The sequence below is a fragment of the Paenibacillus polysaccharolyticus genome (assembly GCF_900102085.1).
GTDB classification, from domain to species: domain Bacteria; phylum Bacillota; class Bacilli; order Paenibacillales; family Paenibacillaceae; genus Paenibacillus; species Paenibacillus polysaccharolyticus.
This window is the reverse complement of sequence record NZ_FMVM01000006.1, coordinates 183,379-198,549: the sequence shown is the minus strand read 5'-3', so window position 1 is coordinate 198,549 and position 15,171 is coordinate 183,379. Positions and strand designations below refer to the sequence as shown.

General features: G+C 47.8%; 17 protein-coding genes and 1 riboswitch. Of the genes, 11 read left to right on the top strand and 6 right to left on the bottom strand.

Annotated features, from left to right (window positions below; all coding sequences use genetic code 11):
• Positions 1–14: 14 nt before the first annotated feature.
• From BLQ13_RS10275 to nfsA, 10 genes are all read left to right on the top strand, one after another.
• Complete coding sequence (locus BLQ13_RS10275) at positions 15–686, top strand: sulfite oxidase-like oxidoreductase (RefSeq protein ID WP_090918811.1); 672 nt, start codon at positions 15–17, stop codon at positions 684–686.
• A 1-nt stretch (position 687) separates the two neighbouring features.
• Positions 688–1,503 (top strand): nucleoside phosphorylase, encoded by an 816-nt coding sequence (locus tag BLQ13_RS10270; RefSeq protein ID WP_090918809.1) that lies wholly within the window; start codon positions 688–690, stop codon positions 1,501–1,503.
• Positions 1,504–1,739: 236 nt separating this feature from the next.
• A complete protein-coding gene (locus BLQ13_RS10265) occupies positions 1,740–1,928 on the top strand; it encodes a hypothetical protein (protein WP_090918807.1) in 189 nt (62 codons plus the stop codon).
• Positions 1,929–2,022: 94 nt separating this feature from the next.
• Positions 2,023–2,508: a GNAT family N-acetyltransferase gene (locus tag BLQ13_RS10260; RefSeq protein ID WP_090918804.1), complete on the top strand. Its 486-nt coding sequence runs from the start codon at positions 2,023–2,025 to the stop codon at positions 2,506–2,508.
• Between the two features lie 330 nt (positions 2,509–2,838).
• Positions 2,839–3,225 carry a metal-sensitive transcriptional regulator gene (locus BLQ13_RS10255; RefSeq protein WP_090918802.1) on the top strand — a complete coding sequence of 129 codons (387 nt, stop codon included), beginning with the start codon at positions 2,839–2,841 and terminating at the stop codon, positions 3,223–3,225.
• A 125-nt stretch (positions 3,226–3,350) separates the two neighbouring features.
• Positions 3,351–3,551, top strand: a complete 201-nt coding sequence (locus BLQ13_RS10250) for a copper ion binding protein (RefSeq protein ID WP_090918799.1) — start codon at positions 3,351–3,353, stop codon at positions 3,549–3,551.
• Between the two features lie 158 nt (positions 3,552–3,709).
• Complete coding sequence (locus BLQ13_RS10245) at positions 3,710–6,268, top strand: heavy metal translocating P-type ATPase (protein WP_420848929.1); 2,559 nt, start codon at positions 3,710–3,712, stop codon at positions 6,266–6,268.
• 306 nt (positions 6,269–6,574) lie between these two features.
• Positions 6,575–7,735: a YhgE/Pip domain-containing protein gene (locus BLQ13_RS10240; RefSeq protein WP_090918797.1), complete on the top strand. Its 1,161-nt coding sequence runs from the start codon at positions 6,575–6,577 to the stop codon at positions 7,733–7,735.
• A gap of 159 nt (positions 7,736–7,894) precedes the next feature.
• Positions 7,895–8,491: a TetR family transcriptional regulator gene (locus tag BLQ13_RS10235; protein WP_090918795.1), complete on the top strand. Its 597-nt coding sequence runs from the start codon at positions 7,895–7,897 to the stop codon at positions 8,489–8,491.
• Positions 8,484–9,227, top strand: coding sequence for an oxygen-insensitive NADPH nitroreductase (gene nfsA / locus BLQ13_RS10230; protein WP_090918793.1), 744 nt, complete (start codon positions 8,484–8,486; stop codon positions 9,225–9,227). The genes BLQ13_RS10235 and nfsA overlap by 8 nt, the downstream gene beginning before the upstream one ends.
• A gap of 185 nt (positions 9,228–9,412) precedes the next feature.
• On the opposite strand, the gene BLQ13_RS10225 is transcribed toward nfsA, so the two are convergent.
• The 5 genes from BLQ13_RS10225 to BLQ13_RS10205 form a co-directional block, all read right to left on the bottom strand.
• Positions 9,413–10,222, bottom strand: a complete 810-nt coding sequence (locus BLQ13_RS10225; RefSeq protein ID WP_090918791.1) for a TatD family hydrolase — start codon at positions 10,220–10,222, stop codon at positions 9,413–9,415.
• Between the two features lie 102 nt (positions 10,223–10,324).
• A complete protein-coding gene (locus tag BLQ13_RS10220; protein WP_090918789.1) occupies positions 10,325–11,176 on the bottom strand; it encodes an ABC transporter ATP-binding protein in 852 nt (283 codons plus the stop codon).
• 49 nt (positions 11,177–11,225) lie between these two features.
• Complete coding sequence (locus BLQ13_RS10215) at positions 11,226–11,984, bottom strand: ABC transporter permease (protein WP_090918787.1); 759 nt, start codon at positions 11,982–11,984, stop codon at positions 11,226–11,228.
• Positions 11,984–12,274, bottom strand: coding sequence for an MTH1187 family thiamine-binding protein (locus BLQ13_RS10210; RefSeq protein WP_090918785.1), 291 nt, complete (start codon positions 12,272–12,274; stop codon positions 11,984–11,986). The genes BLQ13_RS10215 and BLQ13_RS10210 overlap by 1 nt, the downstream gene beginning before the upstream one ends.
• A gap of 423 nt (positions 12,275–12,697) precedes the next feature.
• The gene (locus tag BLQ13_RS10205) at positions 12,698–13,738 is read right to left on the bottom strand and encodes an ABC transporter substrate-binding protein (protein WP_090919031.1); all 1,041 of its coding nucleotides are present in this window, start codon (positions 13,736–13,738) and stop codon (positions 12,698–12,700) included.
• A gap of 216 nt (positions 13,739–13,954) precedes the next feature.
• Positions 13,955–14,067: riboswitch (TPP riboswitch) on the bottom strand.
• Between the two features lie 131 nt (positions 14,068–14,198).
• Between BLQ13_RS10205 and BLQ13_RS10200 the strand changes: the two genes are divergently transcribed.
• Positions 14,199–14,693 carry a DUF2798 domain-containing protein gene (locus tag BLQ13_RS10200; RefSeq protein ID WP_420848928.1) on the top strand — a complete coding sequence of 165 codons (495 nt, stop codon included), beginning with the start codon at positions 14,199–14,201 and terminating at the stop codon, positions 14,691–14,693.
• A gap of 54 nt (positions 14,694–14,747) precedes the next feature.
• On the opposite strand, the gene BLQ13_RS10195 is transcribed toward BLQ13_RS10200, so the two are convergent.
• Positions 14,748–14,927 (bottom strand): hypothetical protein, encoded by a 180-nt coding sequence (locus BLQ13_RS10195; protein WP_090918782.1) that lies wholly within the window; start codon positions 14,925–14,927, stop codon positions 14,748–14,750.
• Positions 14,928–15,171: the final 244 nt, after the last annotated feature.

The following is a 15,171-nucleotide window of genomic DNA, read 5'->3' as shown; positions in this document are numbered from 1 at the left end:
GAGGAATCAGGGACGTGCATAACAAAGCTGAGCGTTTGAAAAAAACCAAAACACCACCACCGAAAGCTGGCGCCGATTACGGAGATCGGTTGCCGCCAGGTCAGGTGCTGACGGAGAAATTCCCGATTTTGCATGAAGGGGAAGTGCCGGAGTATGACCTTTCCACTTGGGATTTGAAGGTTTTTGGTGAAGTCGAAGAAGAGAAGGTGTTCTCTCTGGCTGAGCTTCAAGCGATGCCGCAGGTGAACATGGTAAGTGATATTCACTGCGTTACCCGCTGGTCTAAATTTGATACACCGTGGGAGGGTATCCGCTTCTCAGAATTCATGAAGCTGCTGGGGGTTAAACCAGAAGCGAAGTACGTCATGATTCATGCGGACCATGATTATGAGACCAATGTGCCACTCGAAGAACTGATGCATGATGATGTATTGCTTGCGTTCAAATATAACGGCGAGCCACTCACACCGAAGCATGGATTCCCACTGCGACTGGTTGTGCCACAGCTGTATTTCTGGAAGAGTGCAAAGTGGGTGCGTGGGCTGGAGTTTATGACAGAGGATCGCAACGGCTTCTGGGAAAGCAATGGTTTCCACCATTTTGCCGATCCGTTCAAGGAACAGCGTTTCTCGGGTGAGGATCTGCCGATTCCTGAGGATGAGTGGACGAAGAAGGAGTTTGATTAAGATGTTGATGCCGATTTTGCAGATTCATTCGGAAGATATGCCAGCGTATGCTATCGTGTGCGGTGATCCGGCTCGTGCGGAGAAAATTTCCCGAAAGTTGGAGAATGCCAGAGAGCTCGCGTTCAGCCGCGAATATCGCACATTTGTAGGTGAGTATGAAGGCATTCAGATGGCCGTGGTTAGTCATGGGGTAGGTTCACCGGGTGCAGCTGTGTGCTTCGAGGAATTGATTCGCGCAGGAGTGAAAACCCTGATTCGTGTAGGCACAGCAGGCTCATATACAGCCGATTATCCAGCAGGTAGCGTTATTGTGAGCACTGCAGCTGTACGCTCCGATGGGCTGACACGTCAGCTAGTACCAGATGGCTTCCCGGCGGTGGCGGATATTGATGTGACCAGCGCATTGGTTGCTGCTGCACGTGAGACAGGCAGTGGTGAAGGTGAGGCTGTGAGTGGTGAGGCAGGAACAGAAGCTGGAGCAGCATCATTCACAGGTGTGGGGGCTACCAAAGTTGGCGTGGGAATCACAGTAACACTGGATGCATTCTTTACAGGGGTAGAGGAGATTCCACACCGTAAATACAAGCAGGCTGGAGCACTTGCCGCCGAGATGGAGATCGCTGCACTCTATATCGTAAGCACCTTGCGTGGTGCACGGGCTGGAGCCATTGTAGCGATTGACGGCTTCGCAGACAGTGATCTTGCTGCCGAGTATGATCCGCATACCGATGCGGTCGCTAAGGCTGTGGAGCACGAGATCAATGCAGCGCTACGCGCACTTGCTACACTTGCTCGCCAAGATCAGGCGACAAGATAGCTTAAACATAATGTGAACGTCCACTGAGAGTGGACATTTTGTCAGACGTCCTTCTACGGTCATGAATATGGCCGGGGAGCGTCTTTTTTTACATCGAGGAAAGTTATTCTATCATCGGAGTGCAGTGTGTAAGAACTTTTGTTCAGCTGATGTAGCTCAGAATGATTTTGAAATCATTGGGTAATTATATACAGGAACAGAATCCAACATGAGATTGCAAAAGGAGGATTTACACGATGACACAGAACAATCAACCTCAGGATGAAGCAAAACTTCGCAATAAACTGGATGAAGATGGCGACTCCTTGATGGAGAAAAAGAAGATCTTGAATGGCGTGGACATTGAGCCACAGGCGGATGATTGGGCAGCTAAACCATCACCGGTTGCTTATAACGAAGAAATCAATACAACCTCCAAAAAATAGTATTAATCGACAGAGCAGGTACCTTAGGGTATCTGCTTTTTCGTCCTAGTATAATATTATAAATACATAATAAGGAAAGGTGGAGGGAACAAATATGAAGAATACCATACAGATCCGAAATGCACAGCTTGCTGACTATCCTGGTGTATCTACGTTGTTGGATCAATTACACGAGTTACATGTACAGGCAAGACCGGACATTTACAAACCTTTGCACCCTAGGCTTGGGGAAAAGGAGTATGCCGATTGGCTTGCGAAGGATGATCGTTACCTCTATGTAGCGGAACACGTAGAGGCTGGTAAAATTGTCGGCTTCAGTAGCGCACAGCTGAGCATCATTCAGGATCATTCGCTTTTTGCGGATCGCAGGATGTTATACCTCCACGAACTCGTGGTGGATTCAAGTCACCAAGGACATGGAACAGGCAAACGATTAGTGCAGACCATGCTGGATCTGGGGAGAGAGCTTCAGGCAGACCACTTAGAATTAACGGTTTCTACATTCAACTCGCATGCACAGGCTTTTTATGAACAGATGGGGTTAAGGGTGCGTAGCAGCAGAATGGAGTTTCCATTATAATTGTAAACCCACTAGCGAAATAAATCTGAGTGCCATGACTACATACACAAAACGTTCAATATAAAAGAATATATAAGTTGAACTATTCTTTTACACAATAACGGAGAGGACAGAAAAAACCTGAAAAAGCGGAGCGTTCGCCTTTATCCCTGGATTTTCCCCTTTAGAAAAGGGAATCCAAAAAAATCTGGGGATAACAGCGATTGGAAGGTTATTCTGTCATCGGAGTGGGCCGTGTAAAATCTTTAGTCCAACTTATTTAGAAATCCCTTGAATACCCCGTGGGGGTATGTTAATCTGAATGAAGAACGAAAGAAAAGGGGTGTTATGATGGAACATCAAAGCCATCCCGAAGAGCCGGTATACACTGCGGAACAGCAGTCCGAGCAACAAGCGGATTCATGCCACGCCGTGAACCTCGATAAAGACGGCAAGCCCATTCGTAAAAGCCACCATTCGCAGGAGATGAAGGGCAACCTGATCTCTCGTTTGAACCGGGTCGAGGGTCAGATTCGCGGCATCAAAGGGCTGATTGATAAGGACACATACTGTGATGATGTGTTAACCCAGATCGCAGCAGCACAGTCAGCGCTCAATTCGGTAGGCAAGCTTTTGCTGGAAGGGCATATGAAGAGCTGTATTGTGGAACGTATTCAGGCCGGCGAACACGAAGTCGTGGATGAATTACTGGTTACCGTTAGAAAACTGATGAAGTAATGTGCAGATGATAAACTATATATTTTGAACTAATCGTTTACACAGAAACGGAGTGCCCATGTAAATAATCTTTAGTTCAATTTATATAGTAAATACGAACATACTCAATCGAGGAGGAATGAAACATGTCTAATGTTACGTTGAATGTCAAAGGGATGTCTTGTAATCACTGTGTAAAGTCCGTTGAAGAAGCGGTGAAAAATGCGGGTGCAAATGGTCAGGTGGATCTGGCAGCCGGAACAGTAGCTGTAGAATATAATGAGCAGGCGGTTACCGTAGATCAGATCAAAGCCGCAATTGAAGATCAAGGATACGACGTTGTTTAATTGATTCGAGAGAAGTTCATTAACGAAAGATGGCAGTACAGGCTTAGACCTCTTGATTCTCAGTTGAACTTGATTATACAAGGGAGGGTTTAAGCCTGATTTTCCGTCCTGAATATACCCCTATAGGGTATATAAAACGTTCGAAAGGAGCTAACATGATGACAACGGGCGCATCTGAAAATATAGAACCTGTACCAACTCCTGTACCTGTGGAGAATTCGGGTCTCAAGACAACCTTGCACATTACGGGTATGACCTGTGCCGCATGTTCTACACGTGTGGAGAAGGGGTTGTCCCGCATGGAAGGCGTACATGAAGCTAATGTGAACCTTGCCATTGAACAGGCAACCATCTCGTATGATCCCAAAACGACCAGTGTGAACGCATTACGGGACAAAGTCGCGGCACTTGGCTACGGTACGGTGACAGAATCCGTCGATCTGGATATTACGGGTATGACCTGCGCAGCCTGTTCTGCACGTATTGAGAAAGGGCTGTCGCGGTTGCCGGGTGTCACCCAAGCTAACGTTAATCTGGCGCTGGAGACAGGGCATATTGAATATGCAGCGGGTACCCTCAAACCGTCCGATATTACAGCCAAAATCAAACAGTTAGGCTATGGCGCTGCATTACAATTAACACAGGAGGAATCGACCTCTGTTCGGGAACGGGAGCTACAGCGTAAGAAATGGAAATGGATGATCTCCGCACTCTTGTCCATTCCATTATTGTGGGCAATGGTTGCCCATTTCTCCTTTACATCGGGCATTTATGTACCTGAGCTGTTTTTGAACCCATGGTTCCAGCTGTTACTGGCGACACCCGTGCAATTTGTGATTGGATGGCAGTTCTATGTAGGTGCATATAAAGCGCTTCGCAATGGTAGTGCTAACATGGACGTACTTGTGGCACTCGGAACAAGCGCCGCCTTTTTTTATAGCCTGTATCTGACGCTCACGAGCGGGTACTTACCTGATGCCAGTATGGGTCAGAGTATGGATCATGGTGCAATGGGAACGGGTATAGGAACTGCTGCAGGCGCTACCGCTATGCCGATGGTGGAGTTGTATTATGAGACAAGTGCGATTTTGATTACGTTGATTTTACTTGGAAAATGGTTCGAGGCTGTGGCGAAAGGGCGCTCTTCACAGGCAATTAAAAGCTTGATCGAACTCGCTCCCCGTGAAGCACGTGTTATCCGTGACGGACAGGAAGTTTTGATTCCGGCTTCCTATGTAGCCGTTGGTGATCTGGTTCTGGTAAAGCCTGGAGACAGCATTCCGGTGGACGGTATCGTAGAAGAGGGTCAATCCTCTGTCGATGAATCCATGCTGAGTGGAGAAAGTCTACCTGTCGATAAAAAGCCTGGCGATCCCGTCACGGGTGCAACGCTGAACAAAAACGGTGTTCTTCGTATTCAGGCGACCCGAGTTGGCTCAGATACGGCTCTATCGCAAATTATTAAAGTGGTCGAACAGGCACAGGGATCAAAAGCACCTATTCAGCGGATTGCCGATGTGATCTCAGGAATATTTGTGCCTATTGTGGTGGGGATTGCCGTACTGACCTTTTTGATCTGGTATCTGTTTGCAAGTCCGGGGGACTTCGCCGGATCGTTGGAAAAAGCGATAGCTGTGCTCGTTATCGCCTGTCCATGTGCGCTCGGGCTGGCGACACCGACCTCTGTCATGGCTGGTTCAGGTCGTGCGGCGGAATATGGCATTCTGTTTAAAGGCGGTGAACATCTGGAGTCAGCCCAGCAGATTCAGACGGTTGTGCTCGACAAAACAGGAACCGTTACCCAAGGCAAGCCTGTATTAACTGATGTTATTGCTGCACCCGGCTGGACAGAATCAGAGTTGCTTAAGCGTGTTGGAGCGGCAGAGCAAAGCTCGGAGCACCCGTTAGCCGAGGCGATTGTGAACGGTATTCGGGAGAAAGGTCTGCTTTTGGAATCGGCCGCATCGTTTGAGAACATCCCTGGTTATGGTGTCCGTGCAACGGTATCTGCTGAAGAGATTCTCGTGGGAACACGCCGCTTGCTGGCAGATGCGAACGTAGAGGTACCGAAGGAAGGCATACAGCAGATGAGCGCTTTGGAGGAACAGGGCCGTACGGCTATGCTGGTTGCTTCTCAAGGCCAGTGGGCGGGCATCATTGCGGTGGCGGATACGATCAAGGATACTTCTCGGGAGGCCATTGGACGGCTTCAATCTATGGGGATCGATGTCATTATGATTACGGGAGACAATGAACGAACAGCTCGTGCGGTAGCAGAGCAAGCGGGCATCCAGAACGTTTTGGCAGAAGTTCTCCCTGAAGGCAAGGCAGCGGAAGTGAAAAAATTGCAAGATAGTGGCCGAAAGGTTGCCATGGTTGGAGATGGCATCAACGATGCCCCCGCACTGGCTACAGCCGATATCGGAATGGCGATTGGAACCGGAACCGACGTAGCGATGGAAGCCGCAGATATTACGTTGATGCGTGGTGACTTGAACAGCATTGCAGACGCCATCGAGATGAGCCGCCGCACGATGGGCAATATCAAGCAGAATCTATTTTGGGCGCTTGGCTATAATGTGATTGGCATACCGATCGCGGCCGCGGGATTTCTGGCTCCGTGGCTGGCAGGTGCTGCAATGGCATTTAGCTCGGTATCCGTTGTGCTGAACGCCCTGCGGTTGCAGCGGATGAAGCTTGCTCGAACGAAGTCATAAGATAAGAGATTAACACTTGGGTAATAAGAGCTATGTAACAGATCAATGATGATCCTTTAAAATGCGCGGCTCGCTTCAAGGCGAACTGCGTATTTTTTTACGCAAAAGCGGTCATAAGCCAACCAAGATTGACACTCATGAAAATAAACCCAGCTTCATTCATGAAAATGCAGGCTGAATTTTCTGAATATTACGAAAGTATATTGACAATAAAGACATATGCCTTTAAAATTTAAACGATCGTTTGATTCAAACGGATGTTTAAATCAAATTTGAACTATTTTGAAGATGGAGGAACATAATTATATGCTGCAAGCTCTACGTACCCTATTTAAAAAACCACCAGTGATCATAGGCATTGTTACTGCACTGATGTTTCAGGTTATTTTTAGTGTGATCTGGATGACCGCATATTCCGGTGTGAACGATCGGACGAAAGAATTAACGGTAGCTATTGTGAATGAGGATGGTGAACTGTCCAAAGGGATTGCGGATCGATTGGCAGAAACATTGCCTTTCCATACCGTGGCTAACCTGAGTGCCTCTGAAGCACTGGATCAATTGAACCATCATCAAGTGCACATGGTGCTGGACATTCCGGCAGGATTTAATGAATCCCTTCAAACGGCTGGCGCCACTGCCGAGATCAAATATACGATTAATGAAGCCAATCCGGTAACGATTAAAAGTATGATGCAAGGTGTGTCACAGAGCGTGACCAACACCATTAATAAACAAGCTTCCGCGCAAGGCGTGCAAACTGTTCTTACCGCTTCCGGTGCTTCTGCCGATCAAGCTGCTCAGGCCGCTACGAACCTGACCAACCGAGTGGAAGGCAAGACAACATCGATTAATCCGGTGAACGGCATGAATAATCAGATGGTACCGATGATGATGGTGCTTGCCTCTTATGTAGGCGCCATGATTATGGGCATGAATCTTCAAGTAGCTATGGGTATGTTGTCTTCAATGTATTCTCGCATGACATTGTTCGGTGCCCGAGTTGTCATTAATGTAGGTTCTGCATTGGTTGTTTCTTTGCTTGGTTCTTCTCTGATCGTGGCGTTGGGAGGACAGATTGCACAAGGATTTGTGGCCTTCTGGCTGTTCCAGGCACTGTTCCTGTGTACGTTCATGTTTTTCTCCCAGTTCTTCCTGATTTGCTTTGGACCAGCAGGAAGTGTGTTTAACATCATCTCGCTATCCCTGCAACTGGTGTCATCCGGTGCGATGGTGCCGCGTGAATTGTTGAACAGCTTCTACAGCGGAATCGGTCACTACTTACCTGCAACCTATGCGGTTCAGGGTATTCTAAGCGTGCAACTAGGTGGCCCGGGCGTGCAGTCTGCTGCAGGCTCCATCGTTGTTGTACTGCTGATCGCTGTTGCACTGTCCCTCGTTGTGACGCTGCTCAAAAAAGGGCGCAAACCGGCTGGCATGCCAAGCCCGGCTCCAGCAAACAGCTAATATACGTACGCATTATGAAGCTGCGTTGTTTTGTACCAAGCACCCCGGTGATTTTCATCGGGGTGCTTGGTGTAATATAATAGATGGGATGAAGTGAGGGCTACAGTCTGCGTAAAATACTGTAGCAACTGACATGAACGGATAAGAGGAGAGAAACAAATGACGGAACCGGAATTGGATATCAAAACGAGGATATTGCTTGCAGCTAAAAAACTTTTTGCATTACAAGGGTATGACGGGACGAGTGTTCGTCAAATCTGTGATGAGGCGGGGGCAAATGTGTCGCTGGTGTCTTATCATTTTGGCGGTAAAGAGAAAGTGTTCGATGCACTATTTGAGCATTTTTTCCCTGAACATATTCTGAGTAAGTTAGCTGCAGAATCGATGTCCCCTGTAGAAGGTATCCGCCGAATTGTTGGTGAAGTCGTGAGGTTTACGATGACGGATCGCGAGATGAGTGACATTGTACAGTTGGAGATTACGCTGCGTACTCATCGGACTGCAACGGTGTTTCAATATCTGGATCCGGTCTGGAATAAAGTAAGAGAGTATCTACAGCAAGGTAAAGATGAGGGACTGTTCAAGATCGAATCTTCATCCTATGCCATGCTTCAGGTTATGGGCGTAGCACTTGCGCATAAGCGGGCCAAGCACTCGCGTTTTGGTTTTGATTATCAGGATATGAATACAGAGGAACTTGCCGAAGAGACGGTAAAGTTCGTACTTCGAGGATTAGGAGTGAACAGCCATGAATGAAACGATTGAACTGATGATGAGACATCGCTCTGTACGTAAATTCAAGCCAGACCCGGTCAGTGAGGAACAACTCGCAGCTATTGTTGCGGCGGGACAGATGGCATCCTCTTCAAGCAATGTACAGGCTTACTCGGTGATCGCTGTGACAGATCAAGAGCAGAAAGCCAAACTGGCTGAGCTTGCCGGGGGCCAGGCTTATGTCAATGAATGTCCGGTCTTTCTCGTATGGTGTGCTGACCTATATCGATTGAAGGATGCAGCGGCGCGTCATCTTCCGGAGAAGGAGTCTTATGCGGACTCCACCGAAAACTTTATGGTAGCTACGATTGATGCTGCCCTTGCTTCTCAGAATGCTGCTCTTGCAGCCGAATCGCTCGGTTTCGGCATTGTATATATCGGCGGAATCCGCACTCGTATTGAAGAAGTAGCTACATTGCTCCAATTACCGGATGGCGTTTATCCAGTATACGGGATGTGTATCGGGGTTGCGGATCAGGAAACCGGTATCCGGCCACGTCTTCCACTGAAGGCGGTATTACATCATAATCACTACCAGCCGGCTCAGACCCTGGAAGGTGTTCAGGAGTATGATGTGACCACGACGGAATACTTGAAAGAACGTACCCACGGTGAGCGCGCAACCCCTTGGTCTGAACTCATGGCGAAGCGTCTTACCGAGCCTGCTCGTATGCAGGTGAGAGCATTCCTTGAACGCAGAGGGTTCTTGAAGCGGTAATGAAATAGATAGATTAATAGTAAATTCAAAATTAGTTTCAAAAGCCAGTAGGACAGAATTGAACAGCTACTCCAAGGTTAGTTGGATATGCCAACGTATGCTTAGTGGAGAGCTGCTCAACAAGAATCCGACTGGCTTTTTCGTGCTTATGCCCTCGTTCAGTGTTGCTTTATTGCTGCGTTCTCTTATTCTGGCAGGCGATAAAAACGCATGGTGTTCCGGTAAAAAAGACGTGTGGCTCGCTCGATTCCCATACCTGTAACCTCACTCCAGGCCTGAATCACCTGACGTGTCATAGCCGGGTGTGTCATCTTGTCTTGAAACGGCCCTTCAAAAGGCCAAGGCCCATCGGTCTCGGCCATCACTTGCTCTGCTGGATATTGCCGGGCAAGCTCCTGAATCTCAGTCTCGTATAGAATATCGGGTGTGAAGGAGATATAATACCCGTTGTTTGCCATACGCCGAATGGTCTGCTTGGATCCTTTGAACCAGTGAAAGTGGGCGCGTGTAAACTGATGTTTCTCCAGCAGTTCGCAGGCTATATCGGCATCCTCATACACGGCATGCAGGATGATGGGTTTATGGTGTTTTTTGGCGAGGATGATGAACTGCTCCAGCAGATCAATATATCCGTTTTGGTCAAAGCTAAGGCCTGCTCGCTGTGCTTCTTCACGGTTGTAATAGGGCAAGCCTACCTCACCGATGGCAATAGCATGTCCAATGTTTTCTTCAATCCAAAGAAAGAACTTTTCTTGCTCGTTGAGGGAGGGAAGTTGCTGTTCGGGATGATAGCCAAACGCCGGATAGATGTAACGCGGATGCTGTTTAGCAAGTTCCAGATTGGCCTGAGCAGAAGCCAGATTCATAGAAACCGCAATGACGGCTTCGACCTGATGCGATGATAAGCTTAACAACATCTTCTCCTGTTCCTCATGTGTGTATTTATCAAAATGAATGTGGGCATCGATTAATGGTGCAAACGTTGGAGAATGCATGGGGAGTGCCTCCTTATATCGTAGGTATGTATATATATAACGCCGAGTTCATGGTGTTGGATCACCCATATTAGGAAAAATATAACTAAAAAACCCGCGCTATCAAGATAGGCGGGCTTTCTGCTGTTCTTCTTTCATCCACTGGGCAATCTGCCGTTTGCGTTCGAGAAAGGCAGGCTCTTCTGTTATTTCATCTCGTCTTGGACGGTCAAAAGGAACATGAACCTCGTGTAGCACAGCCGCCGGTCGATTGGATAATACATAGACCCGATCCGCCAGTAGTAGTGCTTCCTCGATATTATGGGTGATGAATAGCACCGAGCGACGATTCTGTTCCCAGATATCCAGCAACCAGCGTTGCATGTCGCTCCGCGTCAGAGCATCGAGCGCGCTAAATGGCTCATCAAGCAGCATCAGTTCCTGCGGGCTGAGCAGTGCACGAAGGAAAGCAACACGCTGTTGCATTCCGCCTGACAGCTGATGAGGATATGCCCGCTCGAAGCCTGCAAGACCAACGCTGCCCAGCCACTGTCTTGCCTCTGCGAGCGCTTCGGCACGCGGAGCAACGGGGGCAGTGAACGCTGTAGCAGAAGCGATCTCGCCTGCCAGCAACACATTGTCTTCAATGGTTCGCCATGGGAAAAGGGCGGGTTGCTGTGGCATGTAGCTGATATGTCCGCGTTGTCCCGTAACTTGCTTGCCGTTCATGAGCACTTGGCCATCCTGCGGCTTGAGCAAGCCACCGATGATGTGGAACAGGGTGCTTTTGCCGCAGCCGGAAGGGCCGACGATGGCAACAAACTCCCCTTTTTCCACCGTCAGGGACAAGCCATTCAACACAGACAGTTTCTGCCGCCGTTCCTTGAAGGACACATGCAAGTTAACAATGTCTAGCGCGGGAGGAACCGAAATGGAAACCGGACCATTCGTTTTATCCTTCGGGTATCTTTTCATAGGGAGTCACTTCCTAAGTACATAATACGTTAACCTCTGATATGCAAAACTAGCGCTTCTGTGGGCGCCAGCGAACGAGCAGCTTCTCTAACAGCGCAATGAGCAGGAAAAGCAGCAGGCTGAGTGCCACGATAATCATGATGGCAACAAAAAGGCGATCCGTGCGGTAAGCCGATTTCTGCAACATCATATAATAACCGATGCCTTTGTCGGCACCAATCCATTCCGCAATGATGGCACCCATCACGCTGTAGGTAGCGGCGATTTTGACACCGGAAAATATCGATGGAAGGGCATGAGGAAGCTCCAGTTTCCAAAAAATATGACGGCGATTCGCACCTGCCATGCGCATATAGTTCATCATCGCCGCATCCGTGCGTGTTAGACCGTCCATGGCAGCGACTGCTACCGGGAAGAAGCAGACCAGAATGATAGTAATCAATTTGGGTAGCAGGCCAAAGCCGAACCAGATCAGCAGGAGCGGTGCAAGTGCGATGGTCGGGATATTTTGACTAAGAATAAGTAGTGGATACAAAGCTGACTTCAGAAAAGGGATCAGATGCAGCACCATCGCAATGAACAGACCGACCGCTGTCCCGGCGACAAATCCGATAAGGGTTAGCTGAATCGTTGCAGAGGCGTGCATACCCAATCGGTCAGCCTGAGACGCTGCTTCGCGAGCGATATCGGACGGGGCAGGCAACATCCATTTCTCAATGTGGAATAGGGAGACGGCCCCTTGCCATATCGCAATAAAGAGAATAACCGCCACGAGGGGCGGCCATACACTTTTGAAATAGGCAGACATTAGCGATATTTCTCCGTCAGTGTATCCATGCTGAATCCGTCCGGGCTATGTGCGATTTTGATCTGGGAGATGATACTTGGACTACCGGCTTCCACAAGCACCTCGTGCATTTTGCGAACAACCTCCAGCAGTTCATCCAGTTCGCCTTCCATGGTGGTATCTAGCGCATTGACCTGATATTTCAGGCCGGATTGCTGAATCACTTCGATGGCACGGTCTACGTATGGATAAGAGTTCTCGCCGTTCGGTGTTTTGGGAATAACCTGAATACTGAGTAATGTACTTGCCATGAGAGATTAATGCTCCTTTCGTGTGTGGGTAAAATGAAAAGTATATCGTTACACGTGCCACTCCGGTTCCAGAACAACTTTTCGATCACTGTTATCCCCAGTTTCTTTGAAAAATTCTAAATAAATTCAACTAAAGATGGTTTACACATACACTTCGATGACAGAATAACCTTCCAATCGCTGTTATCCCCAGATTTTTTTGATTCCCTTTTCCAAAGGGGAAAATCCGGTGATAAAGGCGACCGCTCCGCTTTTTCAGGTTTTTTCTGTCCTCTCCGTTAATGTGTAAATGAGTAGTTCAATTGATGTAGAAGGGGGAAACTCGGCGAGCCTTATAAGCGATCGCTTCGCTCTAGTTTTCTCCTGTCCTCTTCGTTCAAAACGTGTAAATATCAAAGTTCATGGTTACATTTAGATTTAATACTACTGTGGTAAAAAATCATTGGTGTAAGCCTTCGTTACATCAATCTCTTTATCCAGTAATTTCTTGCTGAACATCCAGTCGGTGTAGTTCTTCCATACCTCTTCCTTTTGTTCACCCCAGCGCGGGGCATCATCTTTGTATTTCGGGCTGAGCCACTTTTGGCTTGCGAGTACTAATTCTTTGTCCAGGTCGGGAACAGCTTTGATCAAAATGTTCGCTGCTTCTTCAGGGTGATCAATCGCATATTGATATCCTTCAGAAGTGGCCTTTAGGAAAGCCTTCACCAGTTCAGGGTCTTTCTGAATCGTCTGTTCATTGGTCACGAGTACAGGAGTGTAATAGTCCAGCGCTTTGGCATAATCCTTCACATATAACATGTCAATCGGTTCCCCGCGTAATTCAGCCTCAATTCCTGTCCAGGCATAGAAAATCCACGCAAAGTCGATGTCCCGTTTCACAGCTGTGAAGAAGTCGGCATCGCCCATGTTAATCTTTTTGACTTTGGATACGTCAGCACCTTCGCCCTCCATAATGGATTGCATCACTGCTTCTTCCACCGGGGAACCCCAGCCGCCGTAAGTTTTACCTTCAAAGTCTTTGGGTGATTTGATCTTACGATCCACTGGAGCGGCAAAACCGGATGTATTATGCTGAATAACTGCGGCAATCGACACAAGGGGAACATCCTGCGTACGTGCCTGAGTGACACTTTCCTGGTAACTGACGCCAAACGGCACCTCACCCGAGGCAACCATCGTATCCGCACCGCCGGCTCCCGGCTGTACAATCTCCACGTTTAAACCTGCTGCTTTATAAAAACCTTGGTCCACCGCTGCATACAGACCGGTATGATTCGTATTTGGAGTCCAGTCGAGCACGACCTTCACATCTTTCAGTGCAGTGTTGCCATCCTTATTGGTTTGCTCCGAGCCTGTTGCACCTTGCTGCTCTGTTGGAGCGGCTTCTTTGCCACCACATGCAGCTACGGTAACGAGTAGCACACACATGAGTAACATTCCCATCGTTTTACGCCATTTCATCGTGTTTCTCTCCTTCGGTATGTCCGGCCAGATGGCACGGGGGTACTCCTTGGCTTCATATCCAATCCCTTTGCATAAATCGACGGATTTATACGTGCGGGTTATCCGAATAACGTCATTTTTCTGTTTCTGCTTGTCAAAAGAAAACAAAAAAAGCGCCCCGTAATCCGGGACGCGTGCAGGCGTGAGAGAGTGGCGTTCAGCTTATAGCTGTGCCGTTGCAATATACTCCGATTCCTACGCTGGCATGATCCAGATCAGGTCTAAGGGTTAGTATCTTGATGGGATACACTCTCAGCCGGCCAATTCCGACTCCCCTGGGAAACTATGAAGTTACGGGCATTACTAGGTGTAATTATAGGCCAGTGACGGGAGTGTGTCTAGTCGGTAAATCGTTCACAGAATGTTCACTTATGTGAGGGTAGTCCGATTGTCTATAATGATCCAAGTTACAGAAAGGATGAGTGTATTGCCAGTAAGCAAGAAACAACAAGTGATTTTTGGACTTATGATGTGTACAGGAATGGTCGTAGTGATGATGACCTTCAATCTATGGCATACGGGGATGTTAAGTCAGATGTCCGTGCCGCAGCTATTGCTCCAATTTGTGATCTGTTTTGCCATCGCCTTTTTGGTGGAGTCGTTCATCGTGGGACCGATAGCTAGAAAAATCACATTTTCCTTCTCATTTGCGAGGTCGAGTAAAATTAAAGGTGTAGTTACGATGTCCTTTTTAATGGTAATCGGCATGGTTTTGCTGATGTCTTTATATGGCATCATTACAGCCTATACTGCACGTCAGCTAGAAGGAGATTCCGTAATCAATGCGTATCTTCATACGATTGTACGTAACTTCGGTCTGGCATTGCCTTATCAGTTGATTGTACTTGGGCCGCTAGTGCGTTATGTATTTGGCAAGTTGTTCAAGGGACCAGCAGCCGTTGCGTCGGTTTAAATCATCGTATCGTTATCCATCATAACAAAAGTATTTCCTGGGCAATCCTGTGGTTTAAGAAGTTCTAGCGTAAGCGATCCAAAACAAAATACCAATAACCACAGCGGCAATAATGATCGTAGTGAAAACTCCGCTCAACCATGAACCTCGCTGGGCTTGGCGGGCAAGTTCATCTGCTCTTTGTTTGGCGGCTTCGCCCTCGGATGAATTCAGATGGTTTGGGTCCATATTCATGCAATATCTTCTCCCCTCGACAGCTTAATTTACCATAGTCTGAACTGTTATATAGGACAACTCATATATTTGAAAAACGGTTACTCGACTAATTGTTTAATGGAAGCTAAAGCCATGACGATACTAATTGCAAGAAGGAAAATACCTCTGAATTTAATACGTATGATGTCGGAAAGTATTAACTCGCCTTTATTCCGGTTGAAAGGCCAGGAATTCGGTATGAGCAGGGCTCTGATTCCAAAGA